16 protein-coding genes are annotated in these 18,012 nt (G+C 63.1%); 11 read left to right on the forward strand and 5 right to left on the reverse strand.

The window, feature by feature from the left end; genetic code table 11:
- Positions 1-2: 2 nt before the first annotated feature.
- The 6 genes from NKJ81_RS02690 (at position 3) to NKJ81_RS02715 (ending at position 6,906) form a co-directional block, all read left to right on the forward strand.
- Positions 3-1,037, forward strand: a complete 1,035-nt coding sequence (locus NKJ81_RS02690; protein ID WP_352539543.1) for a Gfo/Idh/MocA family protein — start codon at positions 3-5, stop codon at positions 1,035-1,037.
- Positions 1,034-1,942 carry a sugar phosphate isomerase/epimerase family protein gene (locus NKJ81_RS02695; protein ID WP_352539544.1) on the forward strand — a complete coding sequence of 303 codons (909 nt, stop codon included), beginning with the start codon at positions 1,034-1,036 and terminating at the stop codon, positions 1,940-1,942. Before NKJ81_RS02690 ends, NKJ81_RS02695 begins: the two co-directional genes overlap by 4 nt.
- A gap of 165 nt (positions 1,943-2,107) precedes the next feature.
- Positions 2,108-3,121, forward strand: coding sequence for a substrate-binding domain-containing protein (locus NKJ81_RS02700; protein ID WP_023676725.1), 1,014 nt, complete (start codon positions 2,108-2,110; stop codon positions 3,119-3,121).
- An 86-nt stretch (positions 3,122-3,207) separates the two neighbouring features.
- Positions 3,208-4,005, forward strand: a complete 798-nt coding sequence (locus NKJ81_RS02705; protein WP_352539545.1) for an ATP-binding cassette domain-containing protein — start codon at positions 3,208-3,210, stop codon at positions 4,003-4,005.
- The gene (locus tag NKJ81_RS02710) at positions 4,002-5,051 is read left to right on the forward strand and encodes an ABC transporter permease (protein ID WP_352450091.1); all 1,050 of its coding nucleotides are present in this window, start codon (positions 4,002-4,004) and stop codon (positions 5,049-5,051) included. Before NKJ81_RS02705 ends, NKJ81_RS02710 begins: the two co-directional genes overlap by 4 nt.
- A gap of 259 nt (positions 5,052-5,310) precedes the next feature.
- Entirely contained in the window at positions 5,311-6,906 is a 1,596-nt protein-coding gene (locus tag NKJ81_RS02715; protein WP_352539546.1) for a YecA family protein, read from the forward strand.
- 33 nt (positions 6,907-6,939) lie between these two features.
- Here the strand turns inward: NKJ81_RS02715 and NKJ81_RS02720 are convergent, their stop codons facing one another.
- Positions 6,940-9,663 carry an ATP-dependent helicase gene (locus tag NKJ81_RS02720; protein WP_352539547.1) on the reverse strand — a complete coding sequence of 908 codons (2,724 nt, stop codon included), beginning with the start codon at positions 9,661-9,663 and terminating at the stop codon, positions 6,940-6,942.
- 252 nt (positions 9,664-9,915) lie between these two features.
- Here NKJ81_RS02720 and NKJ81_RS02725 point away from each other — a divergent pair, with 252 nt between their 5' ends.
- The gene (locus NKJ81_RS02725) at positions 9,916-12,228 is read left to right on the forward strand and encodes a glucose/quinate/shikimate family membrane-bound PQQ-dependent dehydrogenase (protein WP_352539548.1); all 2,313 of its coding nucleotides are present in this window, start codon (positions 9,916-9,918) and stop codon (positions 12,226-12,228) included.
- Between the two features lie 10 nt (positions 12,229-12,238).
- Here the strand turns inward: NKJ81_RS02725 and NKJ81_RS02730 are convergent, their stop codons facing one another.
- A complete protein-coding gene (locus NKJ81_RS02730) occupies positions 12,239-12,670 on the reverse strand; it encodes a hypothetical protein (RefSeq protein WP_023721154.1) in 432 nt (143 codons plus the stop codon).
- Between NKJ81_RS02730 and NKJ81_RS02735 the strand changes: the two genes are divergently transcribed.
- Positions 12,669-13,043 carry a hypothetical protein gene (locus tag NKJ81_RS02735; protein ID WP_352539549.1) on the forward strand — a complete coding sequence of 125 codons (375 nt, stop codon included), beginning with the start codon at positions 12,669-12,671 and terminating at the stop codon, positions 13,041-13,043. The genes NKJ81_RS02730 and NKJ81_RS02735 overlap by 2 nt on opposite strands.
- A 59-nt stretch (positions 13,044-13,102) precedes the next feature.
- Positions 13,103-14,002 carry a dienelactone hydrolase family protein gene (locus NKJ81_RS02740; protein WP_352539550.1) on the forward strand — a complete coding sequence of 300 codons (900 nt, stop codon included), beginning with the start codon at positions 13,103-13,105 and terminating at the stop codon, positions 14,000-14,002.
- Here the strand turns inward: NKJ81_RS02740 and NKJ81_RS02745 are convergent, their stop codons facing one another.
- Positions 14,003-14,911 (reverse strand): EamA family transporter, encoded by a 909-nt coding sequence (locus NKJ81_RS02745; RefSeq protein ID WP_352539551.1) that lies wholly within the window; start codon positions 14,909-14,911, stop codon positions 14,003-14,005. It abuts the gene before it with no gap.
- A gap of 90 nt (positions 14,912-15,001) precedes the next feature.
- Between NKJ81_RS02745 and NKJ81_RS02750 the strand changes: the two genes are divergently transcribed.
- Positions 15,002-15,481 (forward strand): Lrp/AsnC family transcriptional regulator, encoded by a 480-nt coding sequence (locus NKJ81_RS02750; protein WP_352471646.1) that lies wholly within the window; start codon positions 15,002-15,004, stop codon positions 15,479-15,481.
- Positions 15,482-15,553: 72 nt separating this feature from the next.
- Here the strand turns inward: NKJ81_RS02750 and NKJ81_RS02755 are convergent, their stop codons facing one another.
- Together NKJ81_RS02755 and NKJ81_RS02760 are read right to left on the reverse strand one after the other, a co-directional pair.
- Positions 15,554-15,751 carry a hypothetical protein gene (locus tag NKJ81_RS02755; RefSeq protein ID WP_023676715.1) on the reverse strand — a complete coding sequence of 66 codons (198 nt, stop codon included), beginning with the start codon at positions 15,749-15,751 and terminating at the stop codon, positions 15,554-15,556.
- Between the two features lie 147 nt (positions 15,752-15,898).
- Positions 15,899-16,384 (reverse strand): thioesterase family protein, encoded by a 486-nt coding sequence (locus NKJ81_RS02760; RefSeq protein ID WP_352539552.1) that lies wholly within the window; start codon positions 16,382-16,384, stop codon positions 15,899-15,901.
- Positions 16,385-16,503: 119 nt separating this feature from the next.
- Between NKJ81_RS02760 and NKJ81_RS02765 the strand changes: the two genes are divergently transcribed.
- Complete coding sequence (locus NKJ81_RS02765) at positions 16,504-17,919, forward strand: FAD-binding oxidoreductase (protein WP_352539553.1); 1,416 nt, start codon at positions 16,504-16,506, stop codon at positions 17,917-17,919.
- Positions 17,920-18,012 lie beyond the last annotated feature (93 nt).

Here is an 18,012-nt window from a genome sequence, read left to right on the forward strand (position 1 = left end):
GGATGATCAATGTCGTCCTGGTCGGCTGCGGAGCGATGAGCAAGGCGTGGCTCGATGCGGCCAAGCAGATCGACGAGCTCGCCATTGTCGGCCTGGTCGATATCGACGCCGAAAGGGCGCGGGCAAGGGCGCGCGAATACGAGCTTTCGAGCGCCGTCATCGGAACCGAGCTCGACGCCGTGCTCGACCAGACCAGGCCCGACGCGGTATTCGACGTCGTGGTTCCCGCCGCCCGCCGCGAGGTCGCGCTTTCCGCCTTTGCCCACCATTGCCATCTCTTGACCGAAAAGCCGCTGGCCGACAGCCCGGACAATGCGCGTGCCATTGTCGAGGCGGCCCGCAGCGCCGGCCGCATCCATGCCGTCGTGCAGAACCGCCGCTATGTCGCCAATGTCAGGCGCATCCGGCGCTTTCTCGATTCCGGCGCCATTGGTGCGCCAACCAGCATCCACGCCGATTTCTTCGTTGCGCCGCATTTCGGCGGTTTTCGCGAAGAGATGCGCCATGTGCTGCTGCTCGATATGGCGATCCACACATTCGATGCAGCCCGCTACATGGTGGCCGGCGAACCGGCCGGCGTCTATTGCCAGGAGTGGGAGCCGGTCAATTCCTGGTATCGGCAAGGGTCGTCGGCAACCGCAAGCTTCGACCTCGGCGGCGGCAAGCTGTTCACCTATGCCGGCAGCTGGTGCGCGGCCGGCTTCCGTACCAGCTGGGACAGTACATGGCGGATCGTCGCCGAGCGCGGCAGCATTGTCTGGGACGGCGCGGACGGGTTGAAGGCGGAAGTCGTGCGGCCGGTCCGTGAAGGCCTGTTCGACCGCACCGAATCGATAGCCGTGCCGCCGCTCGACCCGGCAGATCGCGTCGGCGGCCATCTCGGCATCATCCAGGATTTCGTCCGCGCCGTCGAGACCGGCACCGAGCCGGAGACGCGCGGCGCCGACAACATCAAGAGCCTGGCCATGGTTTTCGCTGCGATCGAGAGCGCCGAGACCGGGCGCCGGGTCGCTATCGCTCAACAGGAGGGATCATGATGCCAACCCCGCTGCTCGACATCAGGATCGGCACAATGGTGCGGGCCAATCTCGACGACCCGGCCGCCTATGTCAGGCAGATCCTGCCGCTCGGCTTCGAGAGCATCCAGCCGTTCTTCTGGCAGACGCTGGGCGGCAAGGACATTCCACGGCTGGCAGGCGAGATCCGCGAGGCGATCGGCGATGCCGATGTCGTCGTCTCGTCAATCGGCGTGTTCGGCAACCCGCTGGAGAGCGGTGAAGTCGATCGCGGCGTGCTCGAGGCGTGGGAAACGATCATCGACAACGCGCATCTGTTCGGCACCAATGTGGTCAGCGGCTTTACCGGCCGCATCCGCGGCAAGCCGCTGCCCGACAGCCTGCCGCGCTTCCGCGAGGTCTGGGGGAAGCTGGCAAAGCGGGCCGCCGACAAGGGCGTGCGCATCGCGTTCGAGAATTGCGCCATGGACGGCAACTGGGCCAGCGGCGACTGGAACATCGCCCACAATCCGGACGCCTGGGAGCTGATGTTCAACGAATTGCCGGACGACAATCTCGGCCTGGAGTGGGAGCCCTGCCACCAGCTGGTCTATCTGATCGATCCGATCCCGCAGATCCGCAAATGGGCGCCGCGTATCTTCCACGTCCACGGCAAGGACGCGACGGTGCGCTGGGACGTGATCCGCGAACATGGCGTGTTCGGCCGCCTGCCGTTCGTGCAGATGCGCACCCCTGGCTTCGGCGATAGCGACTGGACGCGGGTGATCAGCGAGCTGCGGCTGGCCGGCTACAAGGGCGCCATCGACATTGAGGGCTGGCACGACCCGGTCTATCGCGGCGATCTCGAGATCACCGGCCAGGCGCGGGCACTGGATTATCTCCAACAATGCCGGGGAGGCGCGAGCTACCTGCCGAACCCGGTGTGAGGCTAATGCATGTCGCGCAAAAGTGCCCAGCGGTTTTGCGATAACGACATGCATAAAAACAGGACAAGCCGACGGGAGGTGCCGGCCAGCGAAAGATTGCGGCGCAATGCCGAAGCGATCGTCGAAACCCCTCGGCTAGCGAGGGAACAAAGGGAGGATAAGTGCATGAGCATTACGATGAGAAGGACAGTTCTGCGCTCGACCGTCGCGGCAGCCGCGATGGCGCTCGCCGCCGCACTCTCGACCTTGCCGGCGCAGGCGCTCGATGCCCAGTGGTGTAAGGATGTCCATATCCGTTTCTTCGTCGGCGGCGCCGAGGGCGATGCCTTCGGCACAATCGTCTATAATGGCGCGAAGCAGGCCGCGGCCGATCTCGGGCCGAAGGTCGACTACATCTTTTCCCAGTGGGATGTCGAGAAGATGGTGCAGCAATTGCGCGAGGCTGTCGCGGTCAAGCCCCAAGGCATCGCCATGATGGGCCACCCCGGCGACGCCGCGATCATGCCGCTGGCCGAACAGGCACACAAGGACGGCATCAAGATGATGTATCAGAACGTGCCGGTGCCGACGGTCACGGCGGCGTTCGGCGGCGGCTATGTCGGTGCCCAGCAGGAGCAGCAGGGCCGCGCGCTCGGCGCCGAGGCGGTCAAGCTGGCCGGGCTCAAGGCCGGCGACAAGGCAATCATGATCGGCCCGTTCGAGAACGAGAGCCGCGGCGCGCGAGAACGCGGCACTGTCGCTGCCCTCAAGGAAGCGGGTGTCGAGGTCATACAGCTCTCCTCGCCGCCGAGCGGCGAATGGGCTTCCGACCCAAATCTGGCCCTTCCGGTGATCACCGCGGCACTGCTCAACAATCCCGACGTCAAGGCGGTTGGCTATCCCGGCGGCCAGATGCTGGGCAATGTGCCCACCTATATGCAGGCGGCGGGCAGGAAGCCGGGCGATATCTTCAACTTCGGCTTCGACACCAGCCCGCAGATCGTCGAGGGCTTCAAGGGCGGCTGGGTGCAGCTGACGGCCGACCAGCAGCCGTTCCTGCAAGGCTATCTGCCGATCCTCAGCCTCTGCCAGCAGGTTGTGCTAGGTCTCGCACCGATGAATGTCGACACCGGCGCCGGCTTCGTCACGCCGCAGAATTACGAGATCGTCGCCGAGCTCGCCAAGCAGGCGCTGCGCTGACCTCCCAAGCCGCCGGCCGGGATCGAGCCCGGCCGGCGGGACCGCCGGCGAAAAGGCCGGCACGCGACAATCAAGCGAGGATCGCCATGGCCGAACGCATCATCGAACTGCGCGACATCACCAAGTCCTACGGCCAGGTCTATGCGCTGGGCGGGGTCAATCTCAGCGTCGATCGCGGCGAGGTGGTCGGCCTGATCGGCGACAATGGCGCCGGCAAGTCGACGCTGATCAAGATCCTGTCCGGCGTGGTCAAACCGACCAGCGGCGAGATTCTCGTCCGCGGCAAGCCGGTGACCGGATGGAGCCCTGCGCGCTCGCGCGACGCCGGTATCGAAACGGTGTTCCAGGACCGGGCGCTCGCCGTGCAGCAGACGATCGTACGCAATATCTTCATGGGCCGCGAACTCACCGGCTGGCTTGGCTGGCTGAAGGTCAACAAGGAGATCGCGGAGGCGAGCCGGCTGATGCGCGAGATCGGCTTCACCTCGAAAGTGTTCACGCCACAGTCGATCGTCGGCCAGCTCTCGGGCGGCGAACGGCAGGGCGTGGCGATCGCGCGGGCCATCTATAAGAAGGCGGAGCTGATTGTCCTCGACGAACCGACGACCGCGCTATCGCTGACCGAGACCGCCAAGGTCTTCCACTTCGTGCGCCAGGTGCGGGCGAGCGGTCGCTCGATCCTGTTCATCGGCCACAACATCCACCACGTCTTCGATATCGCCGATCGCTTCGTGGTGCTGGATCGCGGCAAGGTCGCGCTCAGCGCCGACCGCAGCGAGGTCAAATCGGCCGAAGACCTGATCAATTTCATGGAAGACGTCGCCCACCCCAGCGGATTGCCGGGGTTGCACGACGCGGGCGATGCGGGGAGGGCGGCACGATGAGCAAGACCATGGAACCCGATCTGCAGAGCCCCCTCGGCGGCACGCATAATGAGGCCGCCGGGAAAGAGTGGAGACACCCGTCCGACAATTGGCTGCGCGGGTTCATCCTCGACAACCGCGCCGCGCTCGGCACGCTTGCCGTGTTCATCGTCATGATGGCGGTGTTCATGATCGCCAACCCGATCGTCTTCACCACCTGGTATCTCTACAGCTCCGTACTCACCACGCTGCCGGTAGCGCTGTTCGTGGTGGTGCCGCTGGTCTTCGTCGTCACCTGCGGCGAGATCGACCTGTCGTTTCCGGCGACGATGGGCTTTGCCTCCTGGGTGTTTGCGCTGGTCGTGCAGGCCGGCTACGACCCGTTCCTCGGCATCGCCGCCGCAATCGTCACCGGCATGCTGCTCGGCTTCCTGGTCGGGTCGCTGGTCGTCTATGGCGGGCTGTCGTCGCTGATCGCCACGCTCGGCATGAATTTCCTGCTGCGCGGCCTGATCCAGATCATCAACGAGGGCAGGTCGACGGCACTGACCGGTCTTGCCGACAGCTGGGCCTACAAGATCTTCTCCAGCCAGCTTTATGGCATTCCGGTGCAGATCTTCTGGGCCATCGGCTTCGTCGTGCTGTCGGCGCTGCTTTACAACCGCCATCGCTTCGGCGCGCAGGTCAAGGTGGTCGGCGACAATCCAGACAGCGCCCAGCAGATGGGTATCGACGTCAAGCGCGTCAGGGTGAAGGTGTTCGTCTTCGTCGGTATCGGCGCGGCGATCGCCGGCACCTTTTCGGTGATGATCAACTTCACCTGGTGGCCGACGGCGGGCGACGGATACCTGCTGCCGGTGCTGGCATCGGTGTTCGTCGGCGGCACCCCGACCTGGGGCGGCATCGGCACGGTTGTCGGCGGCGCGATCGGCGCGGTCACGGTCTCGTTCATCCAGACCGGCGTCGTCGCGGCAGGCCTGAGCGGCTTCTATGTCCAGTTCTTCAACGGCCTGATCATCATCCTGTCGCTGCTCGGCCATAAGTGGAACCAGGCGCGGTATCGGTGAAGGGCAAGGCTATTACGTGAAGCTGATTTTATGATCGGGCATGGCCGATTGCGCAACAATGTCCTTGATACGCTAACCGCGTACCCTGACCGTTGCCTGGTATGGCAGGTTTATCAGGCCACGATGACCTGAGACTCGAAGGACTAATCACGTTCGCGATGTTGGCGCAGTAACGTATACAGTCGCGAACACAGTTCAATGGGCAGCGCCCATCGGCAACTTCTATGGCTTTCTCATCGTGGTGCGGATATATAACCCCATGACGAAGATTGGCAGGAATCAACCGTGTCCTTGTGGGAGCGGGCTCAAATACAAGAAATGCCACAGCGCCTTCGTCGCCGACCTTGCTCCCAGGAAGACGCGCCTCGACTCACACGAGGCCGACGAGAAGATTCGTCAGTCTCAGCAAGGGCTGGGCCGACCTATCGTAGGCGCACGGATGGATGGCTACCAGATTGTGGCAGTGGGAAACACTATTCACTGGTCAAAGAAATGGAAAACGTTTCCCGATTTTCTTCACGATTATATCAAACGGAAGATCGGCCCGGAATGGGGCAATGCAGAGATCGTTAAGCCGTTCGAATTCCGCCACCCGCTCATGCAGTGGTACGATGTTTATGCCAAATACCAAGCGCAGATGTTTAAACAGGACGGGGAGGTCCATAGTTCCGAGGTGACCGGTGTCGTCGCTGCATATCTAGGCACGGCGTACGCACTTTACCTTCTTGATCACAACGCTGAACTGCAAGCGCGGTTCATCAACCGTCTGAAGGATATCGGCAACTTCCAAGGTGCGTATTACGAATTGATCGTCGCCAGCATCTTGATCCGCGCCGGCTTCGCTCTGACGTTGGAGGACGAGGGTGATGGCGCGGTCAAACATTGTGAGTTCGCTGCGGTTTCTGAGACGACTGGCAAACGCTATTGGGTAGAAGCAAAGATGCGATCTGTGGCCGGGCAACTTGGTCGCACTGCGGCCGATGGCGGTAAAGATGGCAAACTGCTGGCTAAGCTCATTCCGCATTTGAATGCTGCTTTGGCCAAACCAGCACAGGATGAGCGCCTCATTTTTATTGATCTCAATACCCCTCTGCTGCTCGTCAAAGACGGAAAACCTGATTGGCTTGAACCGGCCATGGATCGGCTTTCAAAATATGAACAGACCACGCTTGCTTCCGGCGTTACGGCGTATGTCTTTGTGACGAATATGGCGTTCCACCGTCAACTCGAAGTGGCTCCGTCCATCGCAGCGTGGCCATTCGGCCTTGGTATGCCGGAATTCAATCGTCCGGGTATGGTTAGCGTTAGCGAGGCATACCGGAGAAAGCGAAACCACATTGATGCTTACCGTATTGGGGAGTCGATCGAAAAATACCTCAGGTTCCCGGCCACCTTCGATGGAAAGGTGCCTTCAGAGGCGTTTGGGCAGACGAGCGCGCGCCTGAAAATTGGCGAAGCCTATTTGTTCGAAGATATTGGAGAAGGCGGGACTTTAGGAACAGTCACGAGTGTGGCTGTCGACGAGCAAAAAAAGGAAATGTTTGTCGGCGTCACGAAGAACCAAAACAAATCAGTTATCCTCAAATCGTCGATGTCAGATGCGGAGTTGGCTGAGTATCGTGAATTTGGCGATGCATATTTTGGGCAAGTTTCACCACAGCCTCGCCGGCCAAAGGACAATTTTCAGATGTTCGAATGGCTAATGGAGGTGAACAAAAATCGTACGAAAGCTAACATGCTGGCCTTCTTTGCGGGTGCGCCAAGGCTCGCCGAATATGAAGCCATGAGCGATGACGATCTGCGCTTGGTGTATTGTGAAGCGCACATTGCTGCTATTAATGAAAAGTCCCAGTAGCAAACTTATAACGGTACTAGATCATAGGCGGCCTCACACCCCGGTGACAAACCCGTCCAGCACGCGTTTCTGGCCGGCCTTGTCGAAGTCGATGGTCAGCTTGTTGCCTTCGATGGCCGAGATGTTGCCGTTGCCGAATTTCTGGTGGAAGACGCGGTCGCCGACGCTGAAGGGGGACGGCGTGTCGGCGACGGATTTGGCGACCAGCTCGCCGTCGATGGTGCGGCCCTTGACCGAGGTGCGGCCGGCGCCGTAGCCGGAGTCGGTTTCGCCATAGCCGATGCGCTCGACCTGGTGACCGGAGCGCGTGCCCCAATTGCGGTCGGTCGCCTCGGTGCGGTTGGCCTGAGCGCGCTGCCAGCCCGGTGTCGCATAGGTGCTGGAGAAAGCGCCGGATTTTTCGGCGCCGTTATTGCCGCCGATGTTGTCGAAGCGCGATGCCCCATAAGGGTTCTGCCTGCCTGCACCTTGGCCTCCACGACCGGAGGCGAACGAGCCGCCGCCATAGGCATTGCCGTAGCCGCCGTAGGAGTTGCCGCTCTCGGAAACTTCGACATGGGCTTCCGGCAGCTCGTCAAGGAAGCGCGACGGGATGGTCGATTGCCAGAGGCCGTGGATGCGGCGGTTGGAGACGAACCAGATGTGCAGGTTCTTCTTGGCGCGGGTCAGCCCGACATAGGCGAGGCGGCGTTCCTCCTCCAGCCCTGAGCGGCCGCCCTCGTCGAGCGAGCGTTGGTGCGGGAACAGGCCTTCTTCCCAGCCGGGCAGGAACACGGTTTCGAATTCGAGGCCCTTGGCCGAATGCAGCGTCATGATGTTGACCGCGTCGAGCTCGGCGTTCTGCTCGGCGTCCATCACCAGCGCGACATGTTCGAGGAAGGAGCGCAGCGATTCGTACTCCTCCATGGAGCGGATCAGTTCTTTTAAGTTCTCGAGCCGGCCGGGCGCTTCGATCGAACGGTCGTTCTTCCACATGTCGGTGTAGCCGCTCTCCTCCAGAATGGTCTCGGCGAGCTCGGCGTGCGGCGTGGTTTCGAGAGCCTTTTGCCAGCGTTCGAAATTGGCCGATACCTCGCGCAGCGCGGCGCGCGGCTTCGGCTTCAGCTCGTCGCTTTCGGCGAGTTTTGCCGCCGCCTCCAGCATCGGGATGCGCAGCGCCCGTGCGGTGTCGTGGATCTGGCGGATGGTGGCCTCGCCAAGGCCGCGCTTCGGCACGTTGACGATGCGCTCGAAGGCGAGGTCGTCGGCGCCTTGTGCGACGACGCGAAGGAAAGCCAGCGCATCGCGGATTTCGAGGCGCTCGTAGAAGCGCGGGCCGCCGATGACGCGGTAGTTGAGGCCGAGCGTGACGAAGCGGTCCTCGAATTCGCGCATCTGGAAGGACGCGCGGACGAGGATCGCCATGTCGTTGAGATTGTGCTTCTGGCGCTGATAAGCCTCGATCGTCTCGCCGACGGCGCGGGCCTCCTCTTCGGAATCCCAGGCGGCGTGGACATGCACCTTCTCGTCGTCCTCGGCGATCTTTTCGGTGAACAGCGTCTTGCCGAAGCGGCCCTCATTGTGGGCGATGAGGTGGGAGGCGGTGCCGAGGATGTGCGCGGTCGAGCGATAGTTGCGCTCCAGCCGGATGATGGTGGCGCCGGGAAAATCCTTGTCGAAGCGCAGTATGTTGTCGACCTCGGCGCCGCGCCAGCCATAGATCGACTGGTCGTCGTCGCCGACGCAGCAGATATTTACGGTGGACAGGCGCGGGCTTCCCTCCCCCTTGAGGGGAGGGTGGCCGGGCGAAGCCCGGTCGGGTGGGGTCCGTGCGGCAGTGCTTGACCTACCGGCGGCAGTGCTCGACGCTCTAGCGGTGCCTTCTGCGGCAACCCCCTCCGCCCGCTTCGCGGGCACCTCCCCCTCAAGGGGGGAGGATTGCGGCCGCTGTGCCAGCAGCCGCAGCCACATGTACTGGGCGGTGTTGGTGTCCTGATATTCGTCGACGAGGATGTAGCGGAAGCGCTTGTGGTATTCCTTCAGCACGTCCGGATTGGCGCGGAAGATGCGGATCGGATGGCACAGGAGATCGCCGAAGTCGCAAGCGTTCAGCGTTTGCAGCCGCTCCTGATAGGCCTTGTAGAGCTCGCGGCCCTTGCCGTTGGCGAAGGCACGGGCATCGCCCTCGGGGATGTCGGCGGGGCCAAGGCCCTTGTTCTTCCAGCCGTCGATCATCTGGGCGAACTGCTTGGCCGGCCAGCGCTTGTCGTCCAGCCCTTCGGCCTGGATAAGCTGCTTGATCAGGCGCACGACATCATCCGTGTCGAGAATGGTGAAGTCGGATTTGAGCCCGGCCAGCTCGGCATGTCTGCGCAGCAGCTTCACTCCAATCGAGTGGAAGGTGCCGAGCCACGGCATGCCCTCGACATTGCCTTCGCCGATCAACAGGCCGATGCGCTGCTTCATCTCGCGCGCCGCCTTGTTGGTGAAGGTGACGGCGAGGATCTGCGAGGGGAAAGCCTTGCCGGTGGCAAGGATGTGGGCGATGCGGGTGGTCAGGACGCGCGTTTTGCCGGTGCCGGCGCCGGCCAGCACCAGCACCGGGCCTTCGGTGGTTTCCACCGCCAGCCGCTGCTCGGGGTTGAGGCCGTTGAGATAATCGGGCGCGTTGTTCTGGTTGCTGCGGGCAGCCATGGCGCGCGCGGCAATGCCCGACGGGGCCACGGGCCGCGCGTTCGGTTCGTCAAAAAAGGGCATGTCTTCCGAAAAGCCGGACATCTCCCCCCGAATGTAGTGATTCGGCAGCGAAAGGCCAGAAGTGTCTCCGTTTTGTTCTCTGTCCAGTCGGTGGACTCACAATCTGGATGGGTCTGCTAACCAAAACGCCGGGCTTGCGATGGGCCGGCACCGTAAAACGCCGAGCTTGCTTGACAGTGGAAGCGGGCCGGAGAAAGTTGCGTGGGGGCAGGAACGCAATGCGGGGTTGCCCATGGACGCGTCGCGGAGCGCACCAGTCGAAGGAGCACCGTCTTGGCTGTGGTCATCACCTCCCTGATCCTTTTCCTCATCGGCCTGGCGATTGGCGGCGGCGGCATCTGGCTCGTGACGCTGGGCGGCAGCTGGTACTACGTCATCGTCGGTCTAGCTTTCCTTGTCGCGGCCTGGCTGCTCTACAGGCGCAGATCCACGGCGCTGTGGCTCTACGCGGCGATCGTGCTCGGCACGCTCGCCTGGGCGGTTTGGGAGATCGGCTTCGACTGGTGGGAGCTCGGCCCGCGCGGCGGCATCATCGTGCTTGTCGCGCTATGGCTGTTGACGCCATGGGCGCGGCGCGGGCTTACCGGTCCCGACGGACGCGCGCCGCTGATCCTCGCCGTGCTGGCATCGCTTGCCGTCGCCGGCTATTCGATGACGACCGATCCAAAGGATATTGCGGGTGAACTCAACACCGACAAGGTGACGCCGACGGCCGATCTTGGCGGCAACGTGCCGGCTGGCGAATGGCACTATTACGGTCGCACGCAATACGGCCAGCGCTATTCGCCGCTCGACCAGATCACCGCCGAAAACGTTGCCAATCTGCAGCCGGCCTGGACCTATCGCACCGGCGACGTGAAAGGGCCCGGCGACATCGCCGAGACGACCTATCAGGTGACGCCGCTAAAAATCGCCGACACGCTCTACATCTGCACGCCGCATAATTTCGCCATCGCCATCGATGCCGCGAGCGGTAAGGAGAAATGGCGCTTCGATCCGCAGGTCAAGCTCAACAAGGACCGCCAGCACCAGACCTGCCGCGGCGTGTCCTATTATGCCGATGCCAAGGTCGCCGCCGGCCAGCCCTGTGCCACACGCATCTACCTGCCGACATCCGACGCCCGGCTGATCGCGCTCGATGCGGCGAATGGCCAGGTCTGCCCGACTTTCGCCGAAGGCGGCACGCTGAACCTGCTCGCCAACATGCCATATCCGAAGCCGGGCTATTATTATTCGACCTCGGCGCCGCTGATCGTCGCCAACAAGATCATCGTCGGCGGCGCGGTCAACGACAATTATTCGACGCAGGAGCCGTCCGGGGTCATCCGTGCCTACGATGCCGACACCGGCGCGCTGTTGTGGAATTGGGATTCCGGCAATCCGGACCAGACGACGCCGCTGCCGCCGGACCAGACCTACACCAACAACTCGCCCAACATGTGGTCGACGGCAAGCGCCGACGAGAAGCTCGGCCTGCTTTATGTGCCGCTCGGCAACAAGACGCCGGACCAGCTCGGCGCCGGGCGCAGCGCCAATGACGAGAAATTCTCCTCGTCGATCACCGCGCTCGATCTCAACAGCGGACAATTGCGCTGGGTGCGGCAGACCGTGCACCACGATCTCTGGGACATGGACGTGCCGGCGCAGCCGACGCTGGTCGACATCACCACGGAAAGTGGCGTGGTGCCGGCGCTGGTCGGGCCGACCAAGCAGGGCGACCTCTATGTGCTCGACCGGCGCAGCGGCGAGCCGATCGTTCCGGTCAAGGAAGTGCCGGCACCGGGCGGCGCGATCGAGGGCGACCATACCTCGCCGACGCAGCCGGTCTCGGATCTCAGCTTCAGTCCGAAACCGCTGACCGGTGCCGACATGTGGGGCATTACCATGTTCGACCAGCTGGCCTGCCGGATCGAGCTCCGGAAGTTGCGCTATGAGGGCCGCTACACGCCGCCGTCGCTGCAGGGCTCACTGATCTACCCCGGCAATTTCGGCACCTTCAACTGGGGCGGCGTGGCAGTCGATCCGGTCCGGCAGGTGATGTTCGGCATGCCGACATACCTGGCGTTCATCTCCAAGCTGGTGCCGCGCGCCGACGTGCCGCCGCCCGGCGACACCAAGGGCAGCGAACAGGGCCTGAACCGCAATGACGGTGCGCCTTACGCAGTGATATTGAAGCCGTTCCTGTCGCCGCTCGGCATTCCCTGCCAGGCGCCGCCCTGGGGCTATGTGGCGGGCGCCGACCTTCGGACCGGCAAGATCGTCTACAAGCATCGCAACGGCACCGTCTACGACATGACGCCATTGCCACTGCCATTCAAGGTCGGCGTGCCCGGCATTGGCGGGCCGATGATCACTGCCGGCGGCGTCGCCTTCCTCGGTGCGGCGGTCGACGACTATGTGCGCGCTTATGACCTGACGACCGGCAAACAGCTCTGGCAGGCGCGGCTGCCGGCCGGCGGGCAGTCGACACCGATGACCTACACGGTAGCCGACGGACGGCAGTTGGTCGTCATCGTTGCCGGCGGCCACGGCTCGGTCGGTACCAAGCCGGGCGACTATGTGATGGCCTATACGCTGCCGAAATAGAGAAGTTCCTTCAGAGCCCGAGATGCCCTTTCAGGTCGGGTACCGATGCAAGTACCTCACTGGTCAGCTGCGGGCCGGCGGCTGCCTCGGCCTGCTGGACCAGCATCGTGCCGGCCTGGCTGATCTGTGCGAGCGTAAGGCCTGATGCCTTGAGTATGGCGACGCCGTTGATCAGCGCGCCGGTCTTTTCGCCGAGAGCGCCACCGAGCGCGCCCTCCAGCGAGGACAGGAGGCCACCACCGGAAGCCGCGCCGGGAGCCATGACATCATATTGCTTGGCCAGGGCGTCGGCTCCCGGGATTTTGGCGAAGAAGCTGGACAGGGTCGTGCCTTCCGCCTCGTGTTCGAGCACCGAGAAAATCGTGCCGGCGATCTTTTCCGTCAAAGCCTGGTTGAGACCGGATTTCTGGGAGACGGTGTTGATGATGTCCTGAACGTCCATGACCTTTCCTCAGGCTTTGGTGTTTGCGGGCGGGTGCCGGTTGGCGCGGATTTTGATCAACGATCGTTTGAATGCGGTGAAGGCAGTGAACCGCAGCGCCAGCAAAGCCATAGCGGCGAGGGCGAACCCACTTGCCAGAAGCGGGGAGGGAAAGGTCATGGCATATTCCTTCGTCGTCAATCAGGCATTCTTTTCCCGCCAAATGGCCATTGTCGTTCGCCAAATGGCCCGAGTGAGGCATAGCCCGGTAACTTCTTTTTACATCGTGGTGCGTGCATTTAGCATTGCCACAAAGGACCAAAATTTAACGACAGTGCGGCGCGCGGCATCACGGCGTCGTGCAGGGACTTACGGCAGCCTCACTCAGCCGTGACTGGACCAGGCAAGCTTCGGCTCTATGTTGCCGCGGGGGGCGCCGACGAGGAGCGCGCCATGACAAAACCTGCCGGACCCATTGCCGCCGAGCCTGTCATTACCCAGGCGATGATCGACGCCTATGACGAATACACGCATCTGACGCTCGACCGACGGCGCTTCATGGAGCAATTGACCAGGCTTGCCGGATCGGGTGCGGCAGCTGCCGCGATCGCGCCGCTGCTGGCGGCGAACTCGGCCCAGGCGGCAATCGTGGCGGAAGACGATCCGCGGGTGAAAGCCAAGGACATCAGCTATCCCGGCAGCGCCGGCGAGATGAAGGGCTATCTGGTCAGGCCGGCGGACCAGACCGGCAAGCTTGGCACGGTCGTCGTGGTGCACGAGAACAGGGGTCTCAACCCGCATATTCGCGATGTGGCGCGGCGCGTGGCGCTGGAAGGGTTCGTGGCGCTTGCGCCGGACTTCATGACACCGCTCGGCGGCACGCCGGACGATGAAAACAGGGCACGTGACCTGTTTTCCCAGCTCGATCCAGCACAGGTCGCCGCCAATGCCGTGGCAACCGTCGCCTACCTCAAAGGCTACGAGGACGGCAACGGCAAGGTCGGCGCCGTCGGCTTCTGCTGGGGCGGCGGCACGGTGAACATGCTGGCCGTCAACGCGCCGGACCTCGCCGCCGCCGTCGCCTATTACGGCATGCAGCCACAGGCCGAGGACGTGCCGAAGATCAAGGCCGCCCTCATGCTGCATTATGCCGGGCTCGACACCCGCACCAATGCCGGCATCGATGCCTTCAAGAAGGCACTCGACGCGGCCCATGTCGAATACTCGGTCTATGTCTATGAAGGCGCCAACCATGCCTTCAACAACGACACGTCGGCGGCCCGCTATGACAAGCAGGCGGCTGACCTCGCCTGGGGCAGGACGATCGCCTTCCTCAAGGAGAAACTGGCCTGATCAGTCCGGCGCCGGCGCCGGTTTGTGAAGGGCGACGCCGGCCACCACCAGGGCGATGCCAAGGCAGTCGGTGAGGCTCGGCACCTGCCGCAGCACGATGACGCCGATCAACGTTGCGGTGACCGGCAGCAATGACAGCATCAGCGCGAAGCTGGAGCGCGGCAGCCTCGACATGGCAAGCTGGTCGCAAATATAGGGAATGACCGACGAGCAGATGCCGACGCCGACCCCCGCAAGCAGCAGCGGCGGCGCCGAGAAAGCCGGCAGAGCATCGGCGAAACCGATCGGCAGAACGACGAGAAGGGCGACCGCCATGGCGGCACCCAGCCCGGCGATGCCGTCACCAGCGCCGGCGCGCGCGACGCGGTGGCCAAGAACGATGTAGCCAACGAACAGCGTGCCGTTGAGGAAGGCCCAGAACAGGCCGACGGGATCGCTCGACCATTTGACGTCGATCAGCAACAGGGTGCCGGCGACAGCGATTGCGAGGGCGGCGAGATTGCGCGGGCTTCTGAGACCAACAAGCGCGACGCCGATCGTGCCGACGAATTCGATCGCTGCCACCAGCGAGATCGGCAGCCGATCGAGCGCCAGGTAGAAAGAACAGTTCATCACGCCAAGGCAGGCGCCGAAGGCCACAAGCAGCAACTGCGTCGAGCGATCGGCGCGGGCGAAGACCGCCCACGGTCGGGTCAGCGGGGCAAAGACGAGCGCCGCGGTGGCAATGCGCAGCCACGCCATGCCGAGCACGCCGACATGCGGGAACAGCAGCACCGCGAAGGCCGGTCCGAGATAGTGGAACACGGCGCTGACGCCGAACCAGAGATGCGGCGGGACCGCGTTTGCCAAGATAAAGGCGGGGCCGGCGAGTGCCGGACTTGCTGCGGGGGCTTGCGTCCGATCTTGCATGGGATCAGTATCGCAGGCGATTTTTGCCATTGATATGGATAATGGCCGGGCATTTCGGCCATTTCCTTTCCGAAAGAAAGGAGCATTCCGCTGAAACGCCTTCGAAATGAAAATAGCGATCTGGATCCGGCGGACCTGAAAATCCTGCGCCTGCTGGAAAAGGACGCGCGCACCAGCACCGCCGAACTGGCGCGGTCGGTCGGCCTGTCGGCGCCGAGCGTGGCCGAGCGCATCAAGCGGCTGCAGGAGAGCGGCGTGATCGAGGCCTACACGGTGCGCATCAATCCGGCCGCGCTCGGCATGAAATTGTCGGCGTGGCTGCGGATCAGGCCGGTGCCGGGCCAGCTCGCTGTCGTGGCCGAAATCATCCGCGACCTACCGGAAATCGCCCAATGCGACCGGGTCGCCGGTGAAGACTGTTTCATCGCGCTGGCGCATGTCGCCTCGGTGGCCGAGCTCGAGCGGGTGATCGACCGGATCATTCCGTTCGCGATGACCAATACGGCGATTATCCAATCATCGCCTGTCGTGGCGCGTTCGCCGCTGGGGGCGGTGAAGCGGCTGCCTTGACACTTGGGATCGTTCGTCAGCACATCATCAGAAATGCAAACCGGACGGCCGGTCTGTTTCTTCCCCCACCGTTCAGGCGTGGCCGCGTTTCATCCGCGCCTGCTTCAGGATGGCGCGCCAGCGGATCATGGCGAAGGGGATCGGCTCGTTGTTGTTGGCGATGTGGAAGATCTCGTTGTTGAGGTTCTTCAGCGAGCGCCAGAAATCATAGTCGGTGATGCGTGGGTCAGCCGCCAGCCTGTCCGCCTCGACCTTGATATCGGTTTTCATGCACGTTCCCCGAACCGCTGCTGCTCCGCCGCCCGTATCGCAATTCGATGCGGACGGTTTTCCAACGCCGCGCTGAGTCGTTCAACGTCTCAATTCGGCTTGTTCACGTTAAAACCTCGGTAAGGTTAACGGCGGTTGGACCGTGGTTCAAGCCGGCTTACGACGAATACCGATCGAGCGGCCGGCGCGCTCCGGCATCGGCAGGGCGGCATGGGCGGCGCGCATCGCTTCCACCCTGGCCAGGACGTCGGCGGGGAAGGGCGCTACCTTCGGGCCAGCCATGTCGACGTGCAGCGACAATGTTTCTGAAGTGGCGGCGAGCCAACCGTCGAGATGGCGGATTTCTTGATAGGCCCTCAGCCGCTTGTCGTCATGGTCCAGCAGCTGGAACGAAACGGTGACCTTGTGGTCGAGATGCAACTCCTGGACGTAGCAGACATGGACTTCCGCGGTGTAGATGGTCAGCCGTCGTTCTTTCACGTAATCCGGCCCCATCCCCATCATCTCGAAGGCTTCGTCGGAGCACCGGTCGAACAGTACGTTGTAATAGGCCATGTTGAGATGGCCGTTGTAGTCGATCCAGGCCTCCTCGATGTCCATGGCGCGGGAGACGAAAGGGGCGGGGATGGGCATCGGAAACTTCCTTCTCGTCATGCCGGGATGAGCGTGGACTGGACAGAGCGTGGTTGGTGAGACTACGCATCCGTAGATGCAGAACAAGGGTGGACGCTGGTCCATTCGCGGAGGAATCGATGGCTCTAAGCGACCTCAATCCGGTCGAGCGCAACGAAGAAGGCATTGCCGCCGTACTCGGCATCCTCAAGCAGCGGCTCGGCGAGCGATTCCAGACCGGCCAGGCGATCCGCGCCCAGCACGCGCACACCACGACCTATATCCCGACGCAGGCGCCGGACGGCGTCGCCTTTGCCGAGACGACGGAGGAGGTGCAGGAGATCGTGCGCGCATGCGCGGCACATCGCGTGCCGGTGATCGCCTTTGGCGTCGGTTCCTCGCTGGAAGGCCACACCAATGCGCCGGGCGGCGGCATCTCGCTCGATACGTCACGCATGAACCGTATCATTGCGGTCAATCCGCAGGACCTCGACTGCACCGTCGAGCCCGGCGTGACGCGCGAGGATCTCAACCGGCATCTGCGCGACACCGGCCTGTTCTTTCCGATCGACCCGGGCGCCAACGCCTCGCTCGGCGGCATGGCGGCGACACGAGCGTCGGGCACCAACGCGGTGCGCTACGGCACGATGCGCGAGAACGTCCTGTCGCTGACGGCGGTGATGGCCGACGGGGAAGCAGTGACGACCGGCAAGCGCGCCAAGAAGAGCTCGGCCGGCTATGATCTGACGCGGCTGCTGATCGGCTCGGAAGGCACACTCGGCATCATCACCTCGCTGACCCTGAGGCTGCAAGGTATTCCGCAGGCGATCTCCGGCGGCGTCTGCCCATTTCCCAGCGTCGAGGCGGCCTGCAATGCGGTGATCGCAACGATCCAGATGGGCATTCCGGTGGCGCGCATCGAACTGGTCAATGCGCTGCAGATGCGGGCGATGAAGAGCTATTCGAAGCTCGACTACCCCGAAAGCCCGTGCCTGTTCGTGGAATTCCATGGCAGTGATGCCGGCGTTGCCGAGCACGCCGAGACCTTCGGCATGATCGCCGAGGAATATGGCGGCGGCCCGTTCCTGTGGACCAGCGTCGCCGAGGAGCGGACGAAACTGTGGAAGGCCAGGCACGACGCCTATTGGTCGTCGCTGACGCTCAGGCCCGGCGCCAAGGGGCTGTCGACCGATGTCTGCGTGCCGATCTCGCGCTTTGCCGAATGCGTGACCGAAACCGAGGCCGACATTGCCGAGATGGGACTGGTCGCGCCGATCGTCGGCCATGCCGGCGACGGCAATTTCCACGTGCTGGTGCTGATGGACGCGGACGATCCGAAGGAGATCGCGCAGACGGAAGAATTCGTGGCGCGGCTGAACATGCGGGCAATCGGCATGGATGGAACCTGCACCGGCGAGCATGGCATAGGGCAGGGCAAGATCGGCTTCCTGCGGCATGAGCTCGGCCATGGCGTCGACATCATGCGCACGATCAAGCAGGCGCTCGATCCGCTGAACATCATGAACCCGGGGAAGATACTGCCGGGAAAGGACTGACATTAGGCCGCTGCCGCGCCCCGATTTGCCTCTTTATCGACACGCTGATGCGGGTAGAGTGCCACTGACTTTACTATCAACTGTCTAGGAGTT

Source organism: Mesorhizobium sp. M0018, assembly GCF_040323955.1.
Lineage (GTDB): Bacteria > Pseudomonadota > Alphaproteobacteria > Rhizobiales > Rhizobiaceae > Mesorhizobium.

Excerpts from the sequence above, each read along its gene's own strand:
- NKJ81_RS02760 (WP_352539552.1), bottom strand. The coding sequence starts at position 16,384 with ATGCCCATCCCCGCCCCTTTCGTCTCCCGCGCCATGGACATCGAGGAG.
- NKJ81_RS02745 (WP_352539551.1), bottom strand. The coding sequence starts at position 14,911 with ATGCAAGATCGGACGCAAGCCCCCGCAGCAAGTCCGGCACTCGCCGGC.
- NKJ81_RS02735 (WP_352539549.1), top strand. The coding sequence starts at position 12,669 with ATGACCTTTCCTCAGGCTTTGGTGTTTGCGGGCGGGTGCCGGTTGGCG.
- NKJ81_RS02705 (WP_352539545.1), top strand. The coding sequence starts at position 3,208 with ATGGCCGAACGCATCATCGAACTGCGCGACATCACCAAGTCCTACGGC.
- NKJ81_RS02695 (WP_352539544.1), top strand. The coding sequence starts at position 1,034 with ATGATGCCAACCCCGCTGCTCGACATCAGGATCGGCACAATGGTGCGG.
- NKJ81_RS02710 (WP_352450091.1), top strand. The coding sequence starts at position 4,002 with ATGAGCAAGACCATGGAACCCGATCTGCAGAGCCCCCTCGGCGGCACG.
- NKJ81_RS02715 (WP_352539546.1), top strand. The coding sequence starts at position 5,311 with ATGACGAAGATTGGCAGGAATCAACCGTGTCCTTGTGGGAGCGGGCTC.
- NKJ81_RS02740 (WP_352539550.1), top strand. The coding sequence starts at position 13,103 with ATGACAAAACCTGCCGGACCCATTGCCGCCGAGCCTGTCATTACCCAG.
- NKJ81_RS02700 (WP_023676725.1), top strand. The coding sequence starts at position 2,108 with ATGAGCATTACGATGAGAAGGACAGTTCTGCGCTCGACCGTCGCGGCA.
- NKJ81_RS02755 (WP_023676715.1), bottom strand. The coding sequence starts at position 15,751 with ATGAAAACCGATATCAAGGTCGAGGCGGACAGGCTGGCGGCTGACCCA.
- NKJ81_RS02720 (WP_352539547.1), bottom strand. The coding sequence starts at position 9,663 with ATGTCCGGCTTTTCGGAAGACATGCCCTTTTTTGACGAACCGAACGCG.
- NKJ81_RS02690 (WP_352539543.1), top strand. The coding sequence starts at position 3 with ATGATCAATGTCGTCCTGGTCGGCTGCGGAGCGATGAGCAAGGCGTGG.
- NKJ81_RS02765 (WP_352539553.1), top strand. The coding sequence starts at position 16,504 with ATGGCTCTAAGCGACCTCAATCCGGTCGAGCGCAACGAAGAAGGCATT.
- NKJ81_RS02730 (WP_023721154.1), bottom strand. The coding sequence starts at position 12,670 with ATGGACGTTCAGGACATCATCAACACCGTCTCCCAGAAATCCGGTCTC.